This window comes from Cryptosporangium sp. NPDC048952 (assembly GCF_043197895.1).
Classification (GTDB): Bacteria; Actinomycetota; Actinomycetes; order Mycobacteriales; family Cryptosporangiaceae; genus Cryptosporangium.
Genome location: NZ_JBICTY010000002.1, coordinates 118,532 through 135,935, shown reverse-complemented (window position 1 = coordinate 135,935; position 17,404 = coordinate 118,532). Strand labels below are relative to the sequence as shown.

The following is a 17,404-nucleotide window of genomic DNA, read 5'->3' as shown; positions in this document are numbered from 1 at the left end:
GTCAATCGTGCGCGCCGCGACAACCGGCCCGCCAGGCGAACGTCATCGCGGGCCCCAGCGTCCCGCCGGGGCCGCCGTACGCCGCTCCCATCGGCGAGGACACGTTCCCGACCGCGAACAGCCCGGGGATCACCGCCCCGTCGTGGTCGACCACCCGCGCGTCGGCGTCGGTCTTCGGCCCACCCTTGGTGCCGATCGTCCCGATCGACAATTCCATCGCGTAGAACGGCGGGTCGGTGATCGGCCCGAGGGTGCCGTCGATCGAGCCCTTCCGGTACGGATCCCCCCACCAGCGGTCGTGCGCGCTGGCCCCGCGCCCGAAGTCCGGATCCACCCCCGCGGCCACGTTCGCGTTCCACCGCGCGACAGTGCGCTCCAGCGCGTCCCCGGGCAGCCCGAGGCCCTCCGCGAGCCCGGCCAGCGTCGGCGCCTCGGTCAGCCACGGTGGCGTCGCGCCGGAGTACGGGCGAGCGATCGACCCGTACCGCTCCAGATAGGTGTGGTCGAAGATCAGGTACGCCGGCAGGTTCGCGTAGCCGAACGCGTTGACGTCCTCCTGGTGGAACGCGCCGCCGATCGCGTTGTAGTTGGCGGCCTCGTTCGTGAACCGGCGCGCGCGACGGTTGACCAGAATGCTCCGGGGCCGGGTGCGGTCGCCGTTCACCATCTCCCGGTCCATCCCGTTGACGCCGGGCGGCAGCGCGGTCACGGGGATCCACCACGCTTCGCGCATGTTCTGGAGCGCGGCGCCGACCCCGAGAGCCATGCGCAGACCGTCGCCGGTGTTCGTGGGGATCGACGTCGGCATGCTGACGGGACCGCGCAGGAACGTCCGGCGCAGCTCCTCGTTCCACTCGAATCCGCCGGTCGCCAGGATGACCGCACGGTGTGCACGTACCTCCCGGCCCGACGCCAGCCGCACGCCCCGCACCCGCCCGTCCTCGGCGACGAGCTCGACCGCCCGCGCACCGAGTTCGATCTCGACGCCCGCGCGTAAACAGGCGGCGAGCAGCCAACCGACGAGGCCACCGCCCATCCCGCGCTCGTCGCGTTCGGCCCGGCGTGCCCGTTCTTCCTCCGTCGGTGGTTTCGGCACCGCCGATCCCAGCGGCGTCTCGTCCATGCGCAGGTCGACCGCGTAGTACGGGCTGACCTCGACGCGCTCGCGCCACTCGCCGAGGTCGACGAACGGGAACAGGCCGGCGCCGAGGGTCCGGCCACCGCCGGGCTTCCCGCCGGGATGCTCGGGGTGGTAGTCGGGCAGCCCCGGCACTCCGAAGAACTCGACCCCACCGTGTCGCTCGAGATAGGCGATCATCTGCGGCCCGGCCTCGACGAACGCCCGGATCAGCCGTTCGTCGAGCAGCCCGCGGCTGAGCGACATCAGGTAGGTGACGCCGTCCTCGACGGAGTCGGGCTCGGTCATGTGGTGGTGCGCGGGGATCCAGACGTGGCCGCCCGACCACGCGGTCGTGCCCCCGAGCCGCTCGTGTTTCTCGAACAGCGCCACCCGCGCCCCTTCGCGGGCCGCGGTGAAGGCCGCCGTCAACCCGGCGGCACCCGACCCGAGCACGACGACGTCGTACACGCGCTTACCTCGCTATCGCTGAACGGCGCAGGTGACGGCGAAGCCGGCGAACCACTCCGGAATCGCCCGGTAGAAGGTCGAGACCACGTCGTAGGGGCCGGCGGCGGCCAGTGCCGCGTAGGCGGCGATCCAGGTGCGCACCTCGTGCGCGGAGTGGCCGCCCTCGTCGAGGAACCAGTCGTTGCTGCGCTCGTCGATCGCGGCGAAGTCACCGGCGGCCAGGCTCGAGAGCACCAGGGCATCCCACTCGGGGTTCAACGGCCGGAACGCGCCGCGGCCGGCGGCGAACTCACCGGCCGCGGCCACCGTGCGCGCCTCACGGGCGGCACGCTGCTCCCGGGTCGGGTTACGCCCGTGGGTGAGCCCGTGCGCCACCTCGGCAGTGGCTTCGGCCAGCCGCGGTACCGGCGGGTCGTGCGACAGGCCGCCGGAGCCCACGACGAGCACGCGGCGGCCGAGCGCCGCGACGGCGGTGCCGACCGCCGCGCCGAGGTGGCGGGCGCGTACGGCGGGGCCGAGCGGTTCGGCGACGCAGTTGAGGAAGATCGGCACGATGGGGATCTGCGTGGGCGCCTCGAACAGGAACGTCAGCGGTTGGACGAACCCGTGGTCGACCTGCATGTCGAGCGAGAACGCGACGTCGACGTCGGCGGCGAGCACCGACTCGGCGATCGCCTGCGCCACGTCCCGGTCCACGGTGAGCGGGCCGGCGGGCAGTCCGTAGTCGCCGACCGACGTGGCCGCCGCGCCGATGCAGAACGACGGCATCAGCGCGTACAGGAAGCCGTTGTAGTGGTCCGGTGCGAAGAGGACGACGAGGTCGGGCGCGAAATCCTCGACGAACGAGCGGGCCGCGCCGAGCGCGGTGTCCACACTCGCGCGTACGGCGGGTTCGGGGTCGTGCAGACCGATCAGTGGGGAGTGGGAGGTTGCACACAGGGCGACGGCCATGGCTGCCCCTCTCGGGCCAGGCTCAGTTCACTATTTGCAACACATGGTGCAGCTATGTGCACGGGACAGTAATCACGGCCCTGCGGTCAGTCAACCGATCGGCTCAGCTGACGGGCGACCTCGTCCGCCGCGCGGCGGATGTCGGGTCCGGCGGAGTCCGCGATGTCCTGGCGGTACGTGATCAGCGTCAGGCAGGCGCGCGTCCCGGTGGCACCCATCGGGATCCAGGCCGCCACCGCATACTGCCCGGCCTCGATCTCGGCGTGGCTCGACGCGTAGCCGAGCGTGCGCGCGACGCCCACCTGCTCGGGCTCGTCCGGCAGCGGCGGCCCGGACGCCAGCAGCGCGTACCCGGCGGCGCCACGGGTCAGCGGCGTGCGCATGCCGGGGCGGAACGCCAGGTGGTGCGGTGCGGTGGTCGGCTCGGTCATCGTGATCGAGACGGCTTCCCCGCCCTGTTCGACGAAGAGCGAAATCGTCGACTGGAGCCGGTCGGCGAGCGCGCGCATCACCGGGCCGGTGGCATCCCGCAGCGCCGGCAGGTAGGCATCGGCCAGAGTGGCCAGGCGTGCCCCGGGGATGTAGGCGCCGTCGCTGCTGCGCGCGGCGAGGTCGAAGTCGACGAGCGTCTGCAGGACGCGGTAGGCGATCGACCGGTGGACCCCGAGCAGCTCGCTGACCCGCTGGATGGTCAGCCCGTCGGCGCTGTCGGCGATCGCCAACATCACGTAGAGCCCGCGCGCGAGGGTCTGGTTCCCGTCACGGCCCTTGGTCTGCATGCCCTCGCTCCACTCCCGCACGGGGCTCAGCATAGAGAGCCGAACACGCAGCGCAGCGCGGCGTGCACGTCGTCGCGGAACTGCCGGGTGCGCGGGGTGGCCGGGCGTGCGACGAATCCGCCGTGGATGACGCCGGGATAGACGTGCAGCTCGACCGGCACACCGGCGCCGGCGAGGCGGGTGGCGTAGGCGACGTTCTCGTCGAGGTAGGCGTCGACGTCACCGATGCCGACGAACGCGGGCGGCAACCCGCGCAGCTCGTCCGCGGTAGCCCGGGCGGGCGCCGCGGTCGATGGGACGTCCGCGAGGCCGCTCAGATATGCCTGCCAGGTCAGACGCTGGGCGCGCAGGGGCCACAGACCCCAGTGGCCCGCGCCGGATTCGAGCGCCCGGATCGACGCGGTCACCTCGCGATCGTCGAGCATGGCGTAGATCAGCAGTTGCAGTGCCGGCTGTGGCACGGACCGGCCGTTGATCCGCAGGCAGAGCGCGGCGGCGAGACCGGCGCCCGCACTCGCGCCGCCGACCACGAGCCGCTCGCCGTCGACGCCGTGGGCCACGGGGTCGCCCGACACCTGGCGCCACACCGTTTCGGCGTCGTCCAGGCCCGCCGGGTAGGGGTGTTCGGGCGCGAGCCGCCAGTCGACCGAGACGATCGCACAGCCGAGTTCGGCCGCCATCAGGTCGAGCCGGTCGTCGTTCTCGTCGAGGGTGCCCATGACGTAGGCGCCGCCGTGGAAGTAGACGAGGCCGGGCAGGGCGCCGTTCGCGTCGGTGGGGCGGTACCAGCGCACCCGTACACCGGCGACGACACCGTCGCGACGCTCGACCCCCGGGTGCGGTGGTACGTGCGCGGGGCGGACGGCACGGTAGGAGGCCCGGAGAGTTTCGACGTCGGTGGTGTCCCAGCGCGCTAGCCGGTCCAGAACCGCACGGGTGCCCGGTTCGATCCGGCTGATGATGTCCACAGTGCCCTCCCGACTTCTTGACGCCCTTCAGGCTCCACGCTAGCGTGCGAATACTGCTATTTGGTGTGCATTATCTGCACTTCTCCAGGGGGCTCCCCGTGACCGATCTGGACGCCACGGCGGTCTTCGCCGACTGGTTCGGGAACTTCACCGCCGCACTCGACCACGACTCCCCCGCCGAGCTGGAGCAGCTGTTCCACCCGGACGCCACCTGGCGCGACTTCATGGCCTTTCCGTGGGACTTCTCCAACGCGGTGGGGCGCCGTGCGCTCGTTCCGAAGCTCCTCCTGCTGGCCGACCGCTGGGACGCGGCGGGGTTCGCCATCAATACGACGCAGCCACCGCTCGCCACTCCCCGCGGCATCACCGCGTTCTTCGACTTCACGACCAGCGACCGGATCGACCGGGGGTACGTACTGCTCGTGCCCGACGGCGACCGCCACGTCGCTTTCACGCTGCAGACGCAGGTCGTCGAGTTGCAGGACCACCGGGAGTTCGTCCGCGACCGCCGCCCCGAGGGCAAGGTCCACGGCTACGTGCCCGGACGCACCCGATGGGCCGCCGACCGCGAACGCGAGGCCGCGTTCGCCGACGACGACCCCGCCGTGCTCATCCTCGGCGCCGGACACAACGGCCTGTCGATCGCGGCCCGGCTGCGCGCTCTGGACGTACCGACGCTGGTCATCGACCGCGAGGCCCGCGTCGGTGACACCTGGCGCAAGCGGTACGCCTCGCTCGCCCTGCACAGCAGCGTGCCCGGTGACCACCTGCCCTACCTCCCGTTACCGGCGACGTGGACGTCGCACACCCCGAAGGACAAGTGGGCCGACTGGCTCGAGTCCTATGCGACGCTGCTCGACCTCAACGTGTGGACCGGCACGACGTTCCTCGACGGGCACTACGAGGACGAAGAACAACGCTGGCGGATCCAGGTGCGGCGCGACGACGGCTCCATCCGGGAACTGCGGCCGCGGCACTTCGTCGTCGCCGGTGGGCTGTTCGCCGATCCCAAGGTGCCGGACGTCCCGGGCCTGGACACGTTCACCGGGGTGTCCGCCCACTCGGACTGCTTCCAGGACGGCGCGCTGTACGAGGGCAAGAAAGCCCTGGTGATCGGCGCCGGCGTCAGCGGCCACGAACTGGCCCACGACCTCTACGAGCACGGCGCCGACGTCACGCTGCTCCAGCGCGGCTCCACGTACGTCGTCAGCTTCGACGCCAACCACAAGTTCTGGAACCCGCTCTTCGTCGAGGACATGGTCTACCCGGCGGACTACGCCGATCAGATGGCGTACGCGACGCCGAACGTCCGGCTCGACCCGATCAACCGGGAGCTGGTCAAGCAGGCCGCCGAGTACGACAAGGACCTGCTCGACGGGCTCGACCGCGTCGGCTTCCAGCGCAACTGGGGTCCCAACGGGACGGGTGTCATCGGGGCCCACATGTCCGGCAAGGACGCCTACCAGATCGACATCGGGGCCTCGAGCCTGATCGCCGACGGCAGCATCCACCTGAAGACCGGCGCGGAGGTCGCCGAAATCAAGGGCAGCACGGTGCTGTTCACCGACGGCACGGAGACGACCGACGTCGATCTGATCATCTTCGCCACCGGCTACCACCAGTTCTGGGGGCACATCAAGCCGATGCTCGGTCACATCGCCGACCGCATCGACAAGGCCTACGGGCGCGCCGCCGACGGTGAGTACGCCAACACCTGGCGCCGCTCCGCGCAGCCCGGACTGTGGTTCGGCACCGGGTTCATCCGGATGGCCCGCTTCTACACGCGGTTCACCGCGCTGCTGATCAAAGCGATCGAGGTCGGGATCGAGCCGATCGACCCGGGTCGTTAGCCGCGGCGCGGCCGGCGTACATGCCCCACACACCGGCGACGACGAGCGTGCCGCCCGCGCCCCCGTAGACCATGCCGGTGGGGCTCGCCATGACGTTGCCCGCCGCGTAGAGGCCGCGGATGACGTCACCGTCGACGTCGAGGACACGGCCATGCCGGTCGGTACGTGGACCGCCCTTCGTGCCGAGGGCCGAGCTCTCGACCACCGCGCCGTAGAACGGGGCCTTCTCCAGTGGTCCGAGCGTGGAGAGCGGCGAGTCGGGGTCGCCGGAGCGTCCGCCGGGAAACCGGTCGTAGGCGCTGGCGCCGCGGCCGAAGTCGGGATCGACGCCGGCCCGGGCATTCGTGTTGAACCGGTCGACACTCGCGCGCACCGCGTCGGGGGGTAAACCCAGCTCCGCGGCGAGCTCGGCGAGCGTCTCCGCGCGGATCATCCAGTCGGGAACCGCGCCACCGGGCGGACCGCCGAGAACGCCGAACCGGTCGACGCACGCCTGGTCGAAGATCAGACAGGCGGGGATGTTCGGATAGTCCAGCCGCGACTCGTCCAGCTGGTGGAACGCGCCGCCGAACGCGTTGTAGTTGGCCGCCTCGTTGGCGAAGCGGCGACCGTACCGGTTGACCAGGATCGAGCCGGGCAGTGCACGTTCCCGTGCGACCAGCAGGCCGCGGCGGCCACCGTCGCTGCGGGTGCCGGGCGTGGTGAGCACCGGCGACCACCAGGCCTCACGCATGTTGCCCAGCTGGGCACCGACGCGCATCGCCATCCGCAGGCCGTCGCCGGTGTTCGTCGGCGCCCCGATGGCGCGGGTGAGCGGCCCGCGGAGGAAGTCGCGGACCAGGTCCGCGTCGTACTCGAAGCCGCCGGTGGCCAGCACGACGCTGTCCGCGTCCACGGTGCCGTTCTCCACTTCGACGCCGGTCACGGCACCGTCGGCGGTGGTCAGCCGAAGACCGCGCGCAGAGGTCCGCACCTCGACGCCGCGCGCAAGGCACGCCTTGAGCAGGCCGCCGACGAGGGCCCGACCGAGCCCCTCGACATTCGCGGCCGCGCGCGAGGCGAGGGTCTCGGGCGCCACCACCCCGGTACCACCCCCGAGCGGCGCCTCCACGAGCATCGTCCGCTGGACGTCCCCGGCGATGCGTCCGATCCACTCCTCCAGCCCGGCGAACGACACCAGGGCGGGCTCGAGCGTGCGCCCCCCGCCGGGCATCCCCCCGGGCTGCTCCGGGTGGTAGTCCGGGTAGCCGGGCACGAGCTGCAGCCGGATCTCCGTGTGCCGCTCGAGGAAGTCGACGAACTGCGGACCACCGTCGACCAGCGCCTCGGCCAGCTCGGGCAGGATCATCCCGCGGGACAGGCTCAGCAGGTACTCCAGGCCGCGCTCGCGGGAGTCGTCGATGCCCGCGCGCGCCGCGAGCTGGTTGCCGGGGATCCAGATCCCCGCTCCGGACAGCGCCGTCGTGCCGCCGAGCAGCGGCGCCTTCTCGAGGACCACCACCCGCGCGCCCTCCACGGCGGCGGCGAGCGCGGCGGTCAACCCGGCCGCGCCGGATCCGAGCACGACGACGTCGTCGGTCATGTGCCGCCTCCGAGGTGGTCCAGCACCATCCGGTCGAACTGCTCGGGCTGCTCCCACTGCGGCCAGTGGCCGGCGTCCTCGATCAGCGCGAACCGTCCGCCGGGGATGCGTGCAGCCATGTCCAGCCCGGCTTTCGCCGGTCCCGACGGGTCGTCGCTGGTCCAGATGACCAGCGTGGGTGCGGTGACCGCGGCGAGTTCGTCGTCGGTGACGAGATTGCGTCGCCGGACCTCGGGGTCCTGGAGGCACAGGATGTGGCGCATCGAGTCGGCGAATCCCGTCCTGGCGTAGATCCGACGGCGGATCGTCACCAGCTCGTCGGTCACCGACAGCGGGTCCGCCATCAGCCACTCGAGCCGCGCGCGGATCCGTTCCTCGGTCGGATCGTCGGCGGCGGCCTGGCTGAGCGCGCGGATGCGCTCCATGACCGCCGGAGTGGCCATCGTGCCGCCCGGCGTGTTCAGAACCAGCCGCCGGACCCTCCCGGGGTGCGCGGCGGCGAAGCGGATCGCCACCCATCCCCCGAGTGACTCCCCGGACAGGTGGGCCCGTTCGATGCCGAGGGTGTCCAGCAGCCCGGCCAGGTGCGTGACGTAGTCGTCGATCTGCAGGTCGGCAGTGGCCGTCGACGACCACCCGTGACCGGGGAAGTCGTAGGCCACGACGCGGTGGCGGGACGCGAGCGCGCGGAGGTTCCTGGCGTAGGCCTCGAGGTGGCCGCCGGTGCCGTGCAGGAGCACGAGCGGCGGACCGTCGCCGCACTCCAGGATCCGGGTGGACCACACGCCGACCGTCGTGTGGTGGAGTTGGTATTCCAGGCCGCCGAGGTCGGTCCAGAGCGTCATGCTCCGATCACCTGCTCGAACGAGCGCACCATGTCCGACGCCGCATACGCGGGGCACGCGCCGCCGACGATCCGGTCCGGCCGGAGCAGCAGTACGGACTCGGCGTGGGCGTCGAACCAACGCTTGAGCGACCCGTCGAGGTCCCCGACGACCCGCACGTCGTCGGCCTGTCCCCAACCCAACTGCACGGCGGGCCGGACCCAGACCAGTCGCGCCCCGGCCCGTTCCAGGCGCTGCCGGGCGTCGTCGTCGAGGATCGCGCGGGGATCGTTGTTCCAGGCCAGGAGCGCGAACCACGGTCCCAGGGCGTCGTCGAGCTTGACCGACGGGCTGTCTCTGGTGCTGACCGTGGGCTGGACGAACATCCGGCCGACGGGGCTCGGCTCGCTCGTCGTTCCCGCTCGCGTCACCGCGCCCTCGGTCATCGTCGGCATCGGCTTGAACCGCATCTGGACGAGATAGTTCTTGGCGCGCGGCACCGCGGAGAGCGTCCGGAAGAAGCTGTTCCTGAGCGTCACCCCGACCGGACCGGTCAGGGAGACGGCGCGGCCGACCCAGGTGGACAGGTCGATCATCGCGCGTACGTGGCCGCGTCGCTCGAGTTCGTAGGTGCTCAGGAGATCGTCCCCCGCGAGGCCCCGCCGGACCATCGCCAGCTTCCACGCGAGGTTCGACGCGTCGCGGATGCCGCTGTTGTAGCCCTGGCCCTGCCATACCGGCATGACGTGGGCGGCGTCGCCGATCAGGAACACACGGCCGGAGCGGAAGCGCTCGGCCATCCGGGAGTGGTGGGTGTAAACGCGCTGCCGGATGATGTCGACCTTGGCCGACGCGGGCAGGATCGGCGTGAGCAGTCGCCGGACGAACCCGTCGGTCATCGCGTCTGCCTCGGTCTCGCCGGGCCTGAGCATGAATTCGAAGCGGCGGATGCCGTGCGGGATGCTGATCGACACGTACGGGCGCCTGCGGTCCGCGACGACGTACGCGCCGGGGCGGCCGAGCGGGTCGTTGCGGATGTCGATGACGAACCAGGAGGCCTCCGCGGTGGTTCCGGGGAATCCGAGGCCGAGCGCTTTGCGGGTGGCGCTGCGTCCGCCGTCCGCGCCGACGACGTAGGCCGCGCGGACGGGGCTTTTCCCGTCGACCGCGATGTCGACGCCGCCATCGTCCTGGACGAGGCCGGTGACCCGCGCGGACCACTGGACGTCGACCGCGTCGAAACGTTTCAGCCCGTCCAGCAGCACGCGGTCGGCGAGCGGTTGCACGAAGCCGTTACGCCGGGGCCACCCGAACTCCGCGGTGGGTGGGGCGAGCCGCGCCAGGTCCCGCTGTTTGGCGTCGACGAACACCAGCAGCTGGTGCGGGACCGTGTGCGGCAGCACCTCGTCGACGAGGCCGGCGGCCTGGAACGTGCGGAGCGTCTCGTCGTCCATGCCGACGCCACGTGGATAGTCGATGAGCTGGGGCTCGGCCTCCAGCACGAGCACGCGTAAGCCGTGCAAGCCGAGCAGGTTGGCGAGCATCAGGCCGGCGGGACCGGCTCCGACCACAGCGACGTCGACGGCATCCGACACGGTCACCTCGTGCACTATTTGCTACACAGGTACTCGGCAATTGCTCAGAGGCTAAAGATCACGCCGAGCGGGTGTCAAGATCCGTCCACTTTCACGCGATGAGGATCGGGTTGATCGGGCAGCCGGTTGCGCCGGTGACTTTGAGCGGGGCCACGGTGAGGAGGCCTTCGGCGACGCCGTCGCGGGCCGGGCCGGACAGGTCGAGGAACTCCAGCAGGTAGATGCCGTGATCGACGAGTAATTTCTTGTGGACGATGAGGAAGTCGTCCTTGTCGAACGGCATCACCTCGACGGCCGCGTTGTCGCTGCCCACCGCCGCCACGTCGCGGCTCGCGAGCCATTCGGCGGCGTCGACGCCGATACCGGCCTGGCCGTTGCGGTACTGCTCCGCATCGGAGGGCCTCGATGCGAACCAGTACTCCAGGAACCCGGTCCGTACCAGCACCACGTCCCCGGCGCGGACCTCGACACCGACGGCCTCCGCGGCACCCTCCAGGTCGGCCGCCGTGATCGTCTGTCCGTGCGGGACAGCGGAGAGACCGAAGTACCGCGGCATGTCCAGCAGCACGGCCCGCGCCGCGAACCCGCCCGCCTTCTCGATGCCCAGCTTCTGGGCGCCGCTCATCGCGTACATCGTCTCGTACGCCACGCCGTTGTAGTGGTGGTAGTCCGCGTAGACGTGCACCAGCGCGTCCATGTGCGACGTCGTGTGCGCGGCGAAGAAGAACATGTCCTCGTGCGAGCCGGTACCACGGGGAACGTCCCGGCCGGGCGGGTACGTGCCCTCGTCGGTGGAGTCGCGCAGCGTCAGCCGCATCGGCGTGCCGCGCGTCGGAATCAGCGGCACGTCCTGCTGCTGGATCGGGATCCCGAGCTGGTACACCTGCCCGGTCCGGATCGACGCCGCGGCCTCCCGCACCACGTCCGGCGTGAGGTGGTTGAGCGCGCCCCGCTCGTCGTCCGCACCCCAGCGGCCCCAGTTGTGGGTGCCCTTCGGAACCTGGCGCATCATGCCTCCCTGGCCGCGACCAGCGCGCCGCGGTTGACCTTCGTCGCTTCGCTCCGCGGCACCGCATCGACCAGTTCCACGGTCTTGGGCACCTTGTAGGCCGCGATGCGGCTCTTCGCGTACGCGATCACCTCCGCCGCCGTCGGCGGCGCGGACACGTCGGTCGGCTGGATGATGGCGTGCACCCGACGCCCCCACTCCGGGTCCGTCAATCCGATGACGACGACGTCGGCGACGCCGGGGTGATCGATCAGCGCGGCCTCGACCTCGGCGGGGTACACGTTGGCGCCGCCGGTGACGATCATGTCCACGCGGCGGTCGACGAGGTGCAGGTAGCCGTCGTCGTCGAGGAACCCGAGGTCACCGGCGGTCTTGAAGCCGTCGGCGGTCTCCTTGAGCTGGGGCACCGGGCCGAGGTAGTGCGACGAGGCCGGAAACGGCGAGCGCAGGTAGATCTCGCCGACACCCTGCTCGTCGGGGTCCAGGATGCGGATCTCGGTGCCGCGGATGCCCCGGCCGACCGTTCCCTGGTGGGTCATCCACTCGTCGCCGCGGATCGCGGTCAGGCCGAGGCCCTCGGTCATGCCGTAGGCCATGTAGATCTTGTGGGCGCCGATCAGCCCGGCCCAGCGGTGCACCAGCGAGGCGGGCATCGGTGCCGCGCCCTGGGTGATCCAGACAATGCTGGAAAAATCCGTCTGATCGACGTCGGGCAGGTCCGCGATGCGCTTGAGCATCGTCGGCGTCGCGGTGAAGTTGGTGACTTTTCGCTGTTCGACGGCGTCGGCGATGCGGGCGGCGTCGAACTTCTCGAGGACGATCAGCTGGTCGCCGGCGAGCAGGTTGTGCAACGGGGCGAACCCGTTGGTGTGGTACATCGGCGCTGGGACGAGGATCGTCTGCGGGCGCGGGATCGGCCACCAGGCGTCGGCCAGTGGGCTGGCGAGCATCGGGTTGTAGTAGCCGGGCCGGTCGGTGACGATCACCTTCGGGGTGCCGGTCGAGCCGCTGCTGCAGATGCCGTTGAGCTGTGGCGAGACGACGTCGGGAAGGTCGGGGGCCGGCCCGGCGGCCTGGATCCACTCGAGATCGTCGGGGCCGACGTAGAGCTGGGGGTCGATCACGTCGCGGAGCCGTTGCAGCTCCCAGTCGGGCAGGTCCCAGCGGACCGGGACCGGTACGGCGCCGAGTTTCCAGGCGGCGAGGACGCTCAGGACGAACTCGGGCGAGTTCCGCAGCCCGATGCCGAGCCGGCCGCCGTGGGTGAGGCCGCGTTCGGCGAACGCGCCGGCCAGGCGGGACGAGAGTTCGTGCAGCTGTGGCCAGTCGTAGCTCGCCTCGGTGCCGTCGAGGCGCAGGATCGTCAGGGCTGGGCCTTCGGGGCCCTCCTTGGCGAGCTCCGCGATCCTCGCGCCGATGCTGATCTCAGTGGTCAATGGTGCCTCCGAAGTACGCCTGTTCCAGGTGGGTCGCGGTCAGTTCGTTCGCGGGGCCGTGCAGGGCGATCCGGCCCCGGTTGAGTACGACCGCGTCGTCGGCGAATTCCAAGGCGAGGTCGACGTGCTGTTCGACGAGAACCACCGCGCAGTGGTGGGTGTCCGCGATGTCGCGGACGGTGCGCAGCAGGGTCTCGACGACTTGGGGGGCCAGGCCCATGCTGAGCTCGTCGACGAGCAGCACGGTGGGTTGCTGGACGAGCGCGCGGGCCATCGCCAGCATCTGCTGCTCGCCGCCGGAGAGGGCCCGGGCGGCGAGGCCGATCCTCGGGCGCAGGGCCGGGAAGACATCGAGCATGTCGTCCGGGGTGGGGCCGCCGCGTACTGCCGCGACCTGCAGGTTTTCGCGGACTGTGAGGCTGGTGAACAGGCACCGGTCGTCCGGGACGAGCACGACCCCGGCTCGGCTGGCAGCGCGCGGGCGGCCCGGTTTGACGGGCTCCCCGTCGACCCGGAACTCCCCGCCGGTGGCCGGCAGCACCCCCGCGAGCGTCAGCAGCAACGTGGTCTTCCCGGCTCCGTTGGCCCCCACCAACGCCAGAATCCGCCCCCCGTCCAGCGCGAGCTCGAGCCCCGTGAACACCGTGACGCTCCCCCGCCCCCCGGCGAGCCCTCGGCACTCGAGCCGCGGCCTGGCCGCCGTCGCGCGCCCGTTCGGGGAGGCGACACTGCCGGAGCCGGTGTCGTTCGGGTCGGGGGTCATTCGGCTGCCGCCTGTTCGGGGGTGGACTCGTGGAGGCGGCCCAGGTAGGCGGTGACCACTGCGCGGTTGGCGCGGATTTCGTCGGGGGTGCCCTCGGCGATCGTGCGGCCGAAGTCGAGGACGTGGACGCGGTCGCAGATCGCGAGCACCAGCGACACGTCGTGGTCCACCAGGAGCACGCCCGCGCCCGTGTCGTGCGCGATCGCGCGGATGCGTTCGCCGAGCCGCTGGCTCTCGGTGCTGTCCAGGCCTGCTGCGGGTTCGTCGAGCAGCAGCACGTGCGGTTTCGCGGCGCACGCGCGGGCCAGGGAGACGAGTTGCCGCTCACCCTGGCTGAGGTCCTCGGCGACGCGGACGGCCAGCGGCCAGATGCCGACGGTGCCGAGCGCCTCGGCCACGGCTGCGGCCCGGGATCCGCTGTGCACCGCGACGCCGACATTCTCCTCGACGGTGAGGTCGTCGTGCAGTTCCAGCGCCTGGAACGTGCGCCCGAGTCCCCGGCGGGCCCGGACGTGCGGCGCCAGCCCGTCGATCGGCGCACCGTCCAGTTTCACGGTGCCCGAAGCCCGGGCGAACCCGGTCAACGCATCGATCACACTGGTCTTCCCGGCCCCATTGGGCCCGATCAAACCCACCACTTCCCCAGCCCCGACCCGCAGGTCGAACTCTGAAACCGCGGTGACCCCGCCGTACCGTACGGTCACTCCTTCCGCTTCGAGCCGAGGCACGCCTCCGGCGGCGAGAGACGACGCGGCGAGAGACGACGCGGCGGCAGGCGCCGAGCGCAGCGCGCCGGAGGTGGGGGCCGGACTGTCGGACGCGGTACCGGCGCCGGGCGCGGCGCCCGCTGCCGCCGGGGCGGGCTCGGGGCGTAGGAAGCGGCGGCGTACGCGGGCGACCAGGTCGTGGCCGCTGCCGGCCAGGCCCTCGGGATTGGTCAGCAACACGGCTATCAGGCCCAGGCCGCTGACTACCTGGTACCAGTCGCCCAGGTGGATCCAGCGGTCCAGAGCGATCGCCGTGATGCCGCCGGCGGCCATGACGCCGGCGAGGACCCCGCCGTACACCGACGTCACCCCGGCCAGGTAGGCAGTGGACAACAGCGCGAGGCCGCCCAGCGTCGTGAACGAGTCGAACGTGACGACGGTCTGCCGGTACGCCAGCAGACACCCGCCGATCCCGGCGATGAACGACGCCAGCGCGAACGCCAGGATCTTCACCCGCACCACGTTCACACCGATACCCGCGGCGGAGCGCTCGTTGGCCCGCACGGCGAGCATCGCCGACCCCAACCCGCTCATCCGCAGCCGCGCGACCCCCCACCCGGTAGCCACCAACACCACCAGGCACAACACCCCGAACGGCAACCGCGGGAACGCTTCCCCGGCCCCCACGGACAGATCCAGCCCGAACAGCGACGGCTGCGTCACCCGAGCCCCGCTGGTCCCGACCAGCTCCGTGTTCCGGAACCACGCCGCCTCGATCGCGTACGCCAACGCGAGCGTCACGATCCCCAACGCCAACCCGCGCAACCGCAGCGCCGGAAGCCCCACGACCACCCCGACGAACGTCGCGACCAACGCCGCCAGCAACGGCGCCACCGGGAACGGCAGGTCCGACAGCGCACTCAGCGTGAACGCCGCCGTCCCGGCCAACGCGAGCTGCGCCAGCGAAACCTGCCCGGCGTACCCGGTGACCACCACCAACGACAGCCCGATGATCGCGAGGACGAACGTCGCGATCACCGCACTGCGCCACGTGCCCGACGTGAACACCAGCGCGATCAGCCCCACCACGAAGCCCGAAACCGTCGGCACGAGCAGTCCCCGCGGACGCCCGGCCCGCCCGAGCCGCTGCCGCAGCAACTGCCCGCGCCCCGGAATCCCACGCCGCGTGAACAGCAACGCAATAAGGATCACCACGAGCGGAATCAACGCGGCCGACCCGATCTGCGGCAACCATGAGTGCTGCGCCGCGAGCGTCAACGCCTCGGACTGCAACATGCCGATCGCCAGCCCGGTCAACACCGTCGGCACCAGTTGCTGGAACCCGCCGACCACCGCCGCGGCCAGCGCCGGAACGATGAACAGCGTGTACGTGCCGGGCGTCAACGGGGTCAGTGGCGCGATGAGGATTCCGGCCGCTCCGGCCACCGTGGCACTGAGCATCCAGTTGGCCAGCGCGACCCGGTCGGTCGAGACACCGGACAGGTACGCCCCGAGCCGGGTCTCCGCTGTCGCCCGCGTCAGCAGCCCGAACCGCGTGAACCGGAACGTGGCCGCGAGTACCAGCGTCAGAACCAGCACGCTGACCGCGAGCCAGAACCGGTCCGACAGCACGGTCAGATCCCCAAGCTCCCAGCGGGAAGCCGGGAAGATCGCCTCGACGCTCACCGGCGACCCACCGAGCCGGATCGCCAGCAACGCCTGCAGGAACACCAGCACACCCAGCGACGCCACCGCCTGCGCCAGCGGCGGCGCGGCACGCAGGGGCCGGAACACCGCCGCGTACAGCAACGCGCCGAGCCCAGCACCCACCGCCAGCGCCACCAGTGCCGCGGGCCCCAGTCCCCACGGCGCGCCGACATCGACGGTCGGCGGAAGCCCCGGCACGACGAGCACGAGCAGCTCCCCGTCCCGCAGCCCGGCATAGACGTACGCGACGGTCAGCGCGATCGCACCGGTCGCGAAATTGATCACCCCGGAGCTTCGGAACGTCAGCACCAGGGCCAGGGCCAGCGCGGCGAACACCGCGCCGTTCCCGAGCCCGAGCAGCAGTGCGGCGACGTGGCTCATGCCACGCCCCGCGCTTCGTACTTCTCCGGCCGGCCCTGGTCGTCCAGCGTCGCGATCAGGCCGCCGCGCAGGCACACCGCCGGCGTCGCGGGGTAGTACGAGCCGTCGCACTTGAACTTCAGCGGCACGGCGCCGGGCATCGCGGTTTCGGGCGCGCCCTTGATCGCGGCGGTGACCGCCGCCGGGGTGACGTCACCGGTGATGTTCGCGACTGCCGCGTGGAACGAGACGATCGTCGAGAACAGCGACATCCCGGCCGGCACGGTGAGGTCGATGTCCCTGCCGTAGGTGGCCGCGACCGCCTCGTAGAGCTGCATCGACGGGTTGTCGGTGCCCAGCGGCGTCGCCGCGGAGACCATCATGCCCTCGAGCTGGTCTTTCGGGGTCGCTTTGCGGGTGGCGTCGGAGATGCACGGACCGGCGGCGTTGATCAGGCCGGTGAAGCCGACAGCGCGCAGGCCGTTGAACGCGGCGACGCAGAACGAGTCGTTGCCGACCACCTGTACGACGCCGGGGTCACCCTTGGCGAGTTTCTGCAGCTGCGGGGTCATGTCGGCGGTGTCGAGCGGCACCACGATCAGCTGGTGCTCGACGCCGGCCGCGGCGTAGAGGGGCGGCGCGACGGTCGAGTACAGGCCGAGCGCCGAGGGAACGTCGACGACGATCGTCGTCACTGTCGTCTTGCCTTCGTCCTTGGCCAGCTCGAGCGGGAGCGTGACGCTGGAGAAGATCGGGTCCGAGAGCACGAACGTGGAGTCGGCGTCGCGCAGCACCGGGGCGTCGCTGGCCGCGAACAGCATCGTCGGGATGCCGGCGGCGTGCAGCGGGTCCCAGACGGCTTCGGCGACCGACGTCGAACCGATCACGACGCCGACGACGTGGGCCTGGATCATCTGGTTGGCGCAGTCGGTGGCGGTGCTCGGGTCTGCGGTGGTGTCGCAGACCTTGAGCTCGATCGGGCGTCCGCCGATGCCGGACTTCCGTGCGTTGAGGTACTCGATCGTCGCTTCGGAGACGTCACGCTCGACGGCCCGCTGGCCAGTGGCGGCCTTCCCGGTCACCACGCCGATCCGGACGGGTTCGCCTTTCGCGGCGGCTTCGGGACCGAGCAGGGCGGCGGCGTTGATCGGCTGCGTCGGGGAGTCGTCCTCGGCCTCTCCACACGCGACGGTGGCGGTGAGCGAGAGTGCGGCGAGTGCCGCGATCAGTAGTCGTCGGCCGGGTTTCAGAACCATGTCAGCCACCTCGTCGTGGAGCAGCACGG

General features: G+C 71.2%; 13 protein-coding genes. 1 reads left to right on the top strand and 12 read right to left on the bottom strand.

The window, feature by feature from the left end:
• Position 1: 1 nt before the first annotated feature.
• From ACGFY5_RS08755 to ACGFY5_RS08740, 4 genes are all read right to left on the bottom strand, one after another.
• The gene (locus ACGFY5_RS08755) at positions 2-1,588 is read right to left on the bottom strand and encodes an FAD-dependent oxidoreductase (RefSeq protein ID WP_392718966.1); all 1,587 of its coding nucleotides are present in this window, start codon (positions 1,586-1,588) and stop codon (positions 2-4) included.
• 12 nt (positions 1,589-1,600) lie between these two features.
• The gene (locus ACGFY5_RS08750; protein ID WP_392718964.1) at positions 1,601-2,539 is read right to left on the bottom strand and encodes a 3-carboxyethylcatechol 2,3-dioxygenase; all 939 of its coding nucleotides are present in this window, start codon (positions 2,537-2,539) and stop codon (positions 1,601-1,603) included.
• 86 nt (positions 2,540-2,625) lie between these two features.
• Entirely contained in the window at positions 2,626-3,339 is a 714-nt protein-coding gene (locus ACGFY5_RS08745; RefSeq protein WP_392718962.1) for an IclR family transcriptional regulator, read from the bottom strand.
• A 5-nt stretch (positions 3,340-3,344) separates the two neighbouring features.
• On the bottom strand, positions 3,345-4,286 hold the full coding sequence (locus tag ACGFY5_RS08740) for an alpha/beta hydrolase (protein WP_392718960.1): 942 nt from the start codon (positions 4,284-4,286) through the stop codon (positions 3,345-3,347).
• A gap of 98 nt (positions 4,287-4,384) precedes the next feature.
• Here ACGFY5_RS08740 and ACGFY5_RS08735 point away from each other — a divergent pair, with 98 nt between their 5' ends.
• The gene (locus tag ACGFY5_RS08735) at positions 4,385-6,136 is read left to right on the top strand and encodes an NAD(P)-binding domain-containing protein (protein WP_392718958.1); all 1,752 of its coding nucleotides are present in this window, start codon (positions 4,385-4,387) and stop codon (positions 6,134-6,136) included.
• Here the strand turns inward: ACGFY5_RS08735 and ACGFY5_RS08730 are convergent.
• The 8 genes from ACGFY5_RS08730 to ACGFY5_RS08695 all read right to left on the bottom strand — a co-directional run bounded on the left by ACGFY5_RS08730 (position 6,090) and on the right by ACGFY5_RS08695 (position 17,375).
• Complete coding sequence (locus tag ACGFY5_RS08730; protein ID WP_392718956.1) at positions 6,090-7,718, bottom strand: FAD-dependent oxidoreductase; 1,629 nt, start codon at positions 7,716-7,718, stop codon at positions 6,090-6,092. The genes ACGFY5_RS08735 and ACGFY5_RS08730 overlap by 47 nt on opposite strands.
• Positions 7,715-8,563 carry an alpha/beta fold hydrolase gene (locus tag ACGFY5_RS08725; protein WP_392718954.1) on the bottom strand — a complete coding sequence of 283 codons (849 nt, stop codon included), beginning with the start codon at positions 8,561-8,563 and terminating at the stop codon, positions 7,715-7,717. Before ACGFY5_RS08725 ends, ACGFY5_RS08730 begins: the two co-directional genes overlap by 4 nt.
• A complete protein-coding gene (locus tag ACGFY5_RS08720; protein ID WP_392718952.1) occupies positions 8,560-10,143 on the bottom strand; it encodes a bifunctional 3-(3-hydroxy-phenyl)propionate/3-hydroxycinnamic acid hydroxylase in 1,584 nt (527 codons plus the stop codon). Before ACGFY5_RS08720 ends, ACGFY5_RS08725 begins: the two co-directional genes overlap by 4 nt.
• An 85-nt stretch (positions 10,144-10,228) precedes the next feature.
• Entirely contained in the window at positions 10,229-11,146 is a 918-nt protein-coding gene (locus ACGFY5_RS08715; protein WP_392718950.1) for a cyclase family protein, read from the bottom strand.
• The gene (locus tag ACGFY5_RS08710) at positions 11,146-12,582 is read right to left on the bottom strand and encodes a class I adenylate-forming enzyme family protein (RefSeq protein WP_392718948.1); all 1,437 of its coding nucleotides are present in this window, start codon (positions 12,580-12,582) and stop codon (positions 11,146-11,148) included. Before ACGFY5_RS08710 ends, ACGFY5_RS08715 begins: the two co-directional genes overlap by 1 nt.
• Complete coding sequence (locus ACGFY5_RS08705) at positions 12,572-13,345, bottom strand: ABC transporter ATP-binding protein (protein WP_392718946.1); 774 nt, start codon at positions 13,343-13,345, stop codon at positions 12,572-12,574. The genes ACGFY5_RS08710 and ACGFY5_RS08705 overlap by 11 nt, the downstream gene beginning before the upstream one ends.
• Entirely contained in the window at positions 13,342-16,140 is a 2,799-nt protein-coding gene (locus ACGFY5_RS08700; protein WP_392718944.1) for an ATP-binding cassette domain-containing protein, read from the bottom strand. The genes ACGFY5_RS08705 and ACGFY5_RS08700 overlap by 4 nt, the downstream gene beginning before the upstream one ends.
• On the bottom strand, positions 16,137-17,375 hold the full coding sequence (locus ACGFY5_RS08695) for an ABC transporter substrate-binding protein (RefSeq protein WP_392718942.1): 1,239 nt from the start codon (positions 17,373-17,375) through the stop codon (positions 16,137-16,139). Before ACGFY5_RS08695 ends, ACGFY5_RS08700 begins: the two co-directional genes overlap by 4 nt.
• Positions 17,376-17,404 lie beyond the last annotated feature (29 nt).

What these genes read in the sequence shown, in the direction of transcription:
- ACGFY5_RS08750 (WP_392718964.1), bottom strand. Translation starts at nt 2,539, where the DNA reads ATGGCCGTCGCCCTGTGTGCAACCTCCCACTCCCCACTGATCGGTCTG.
- ACGFY5_RS08730 (WP_392718956.1), bottom strand. Translation starts at nt 7,718, where the DNA reads ATGACCGACGACGTCGTCGTGCTCGGATCCGGCGCGGCCGGGTTGACC.
- ACGFY5_RS08725 (WP_392718954.1), bottom strand. Translation starts at nt 8,563, where the DNA reads ATGACGCTCTGGACCGACCTCGGCGGCCTGGAATACCAACTCCACCAC.
- ACGFY5_RS08715 (WP_392718950.1), bottom strand. Translation starts at nt 11,146, where the DNA reads ATGCGCCAGGTTCCGAAGGGCACCCACAACTGGGGCCGCTGGGGTGCG.
- ACGFY5_RS08705 (WP_392718946.1), bottom strand. Translation starts at nt 13,345, where the DNA reads ATGACCCCCGACCCGAACGACACCGGCTCCGGCAGTGTCGCCTCCCCG.
- ACGFY5_RS08700 (WP_392718944.1), bottom strand. Translation starts at nt 16,140, where the DNA reads ATGAGCCACGTCGCCGCACTGCTGCTCGGGCTCGGGAACGGCGCGGTG.
- ACGFY5_RS08695 (WP_392718942.1), bottom strand. Translation starts at nt 17,375, where the DNA reads ATGGTTCTGAAACCCGGCCGACGACTACTGATCGCGGCACTCGCCGCA.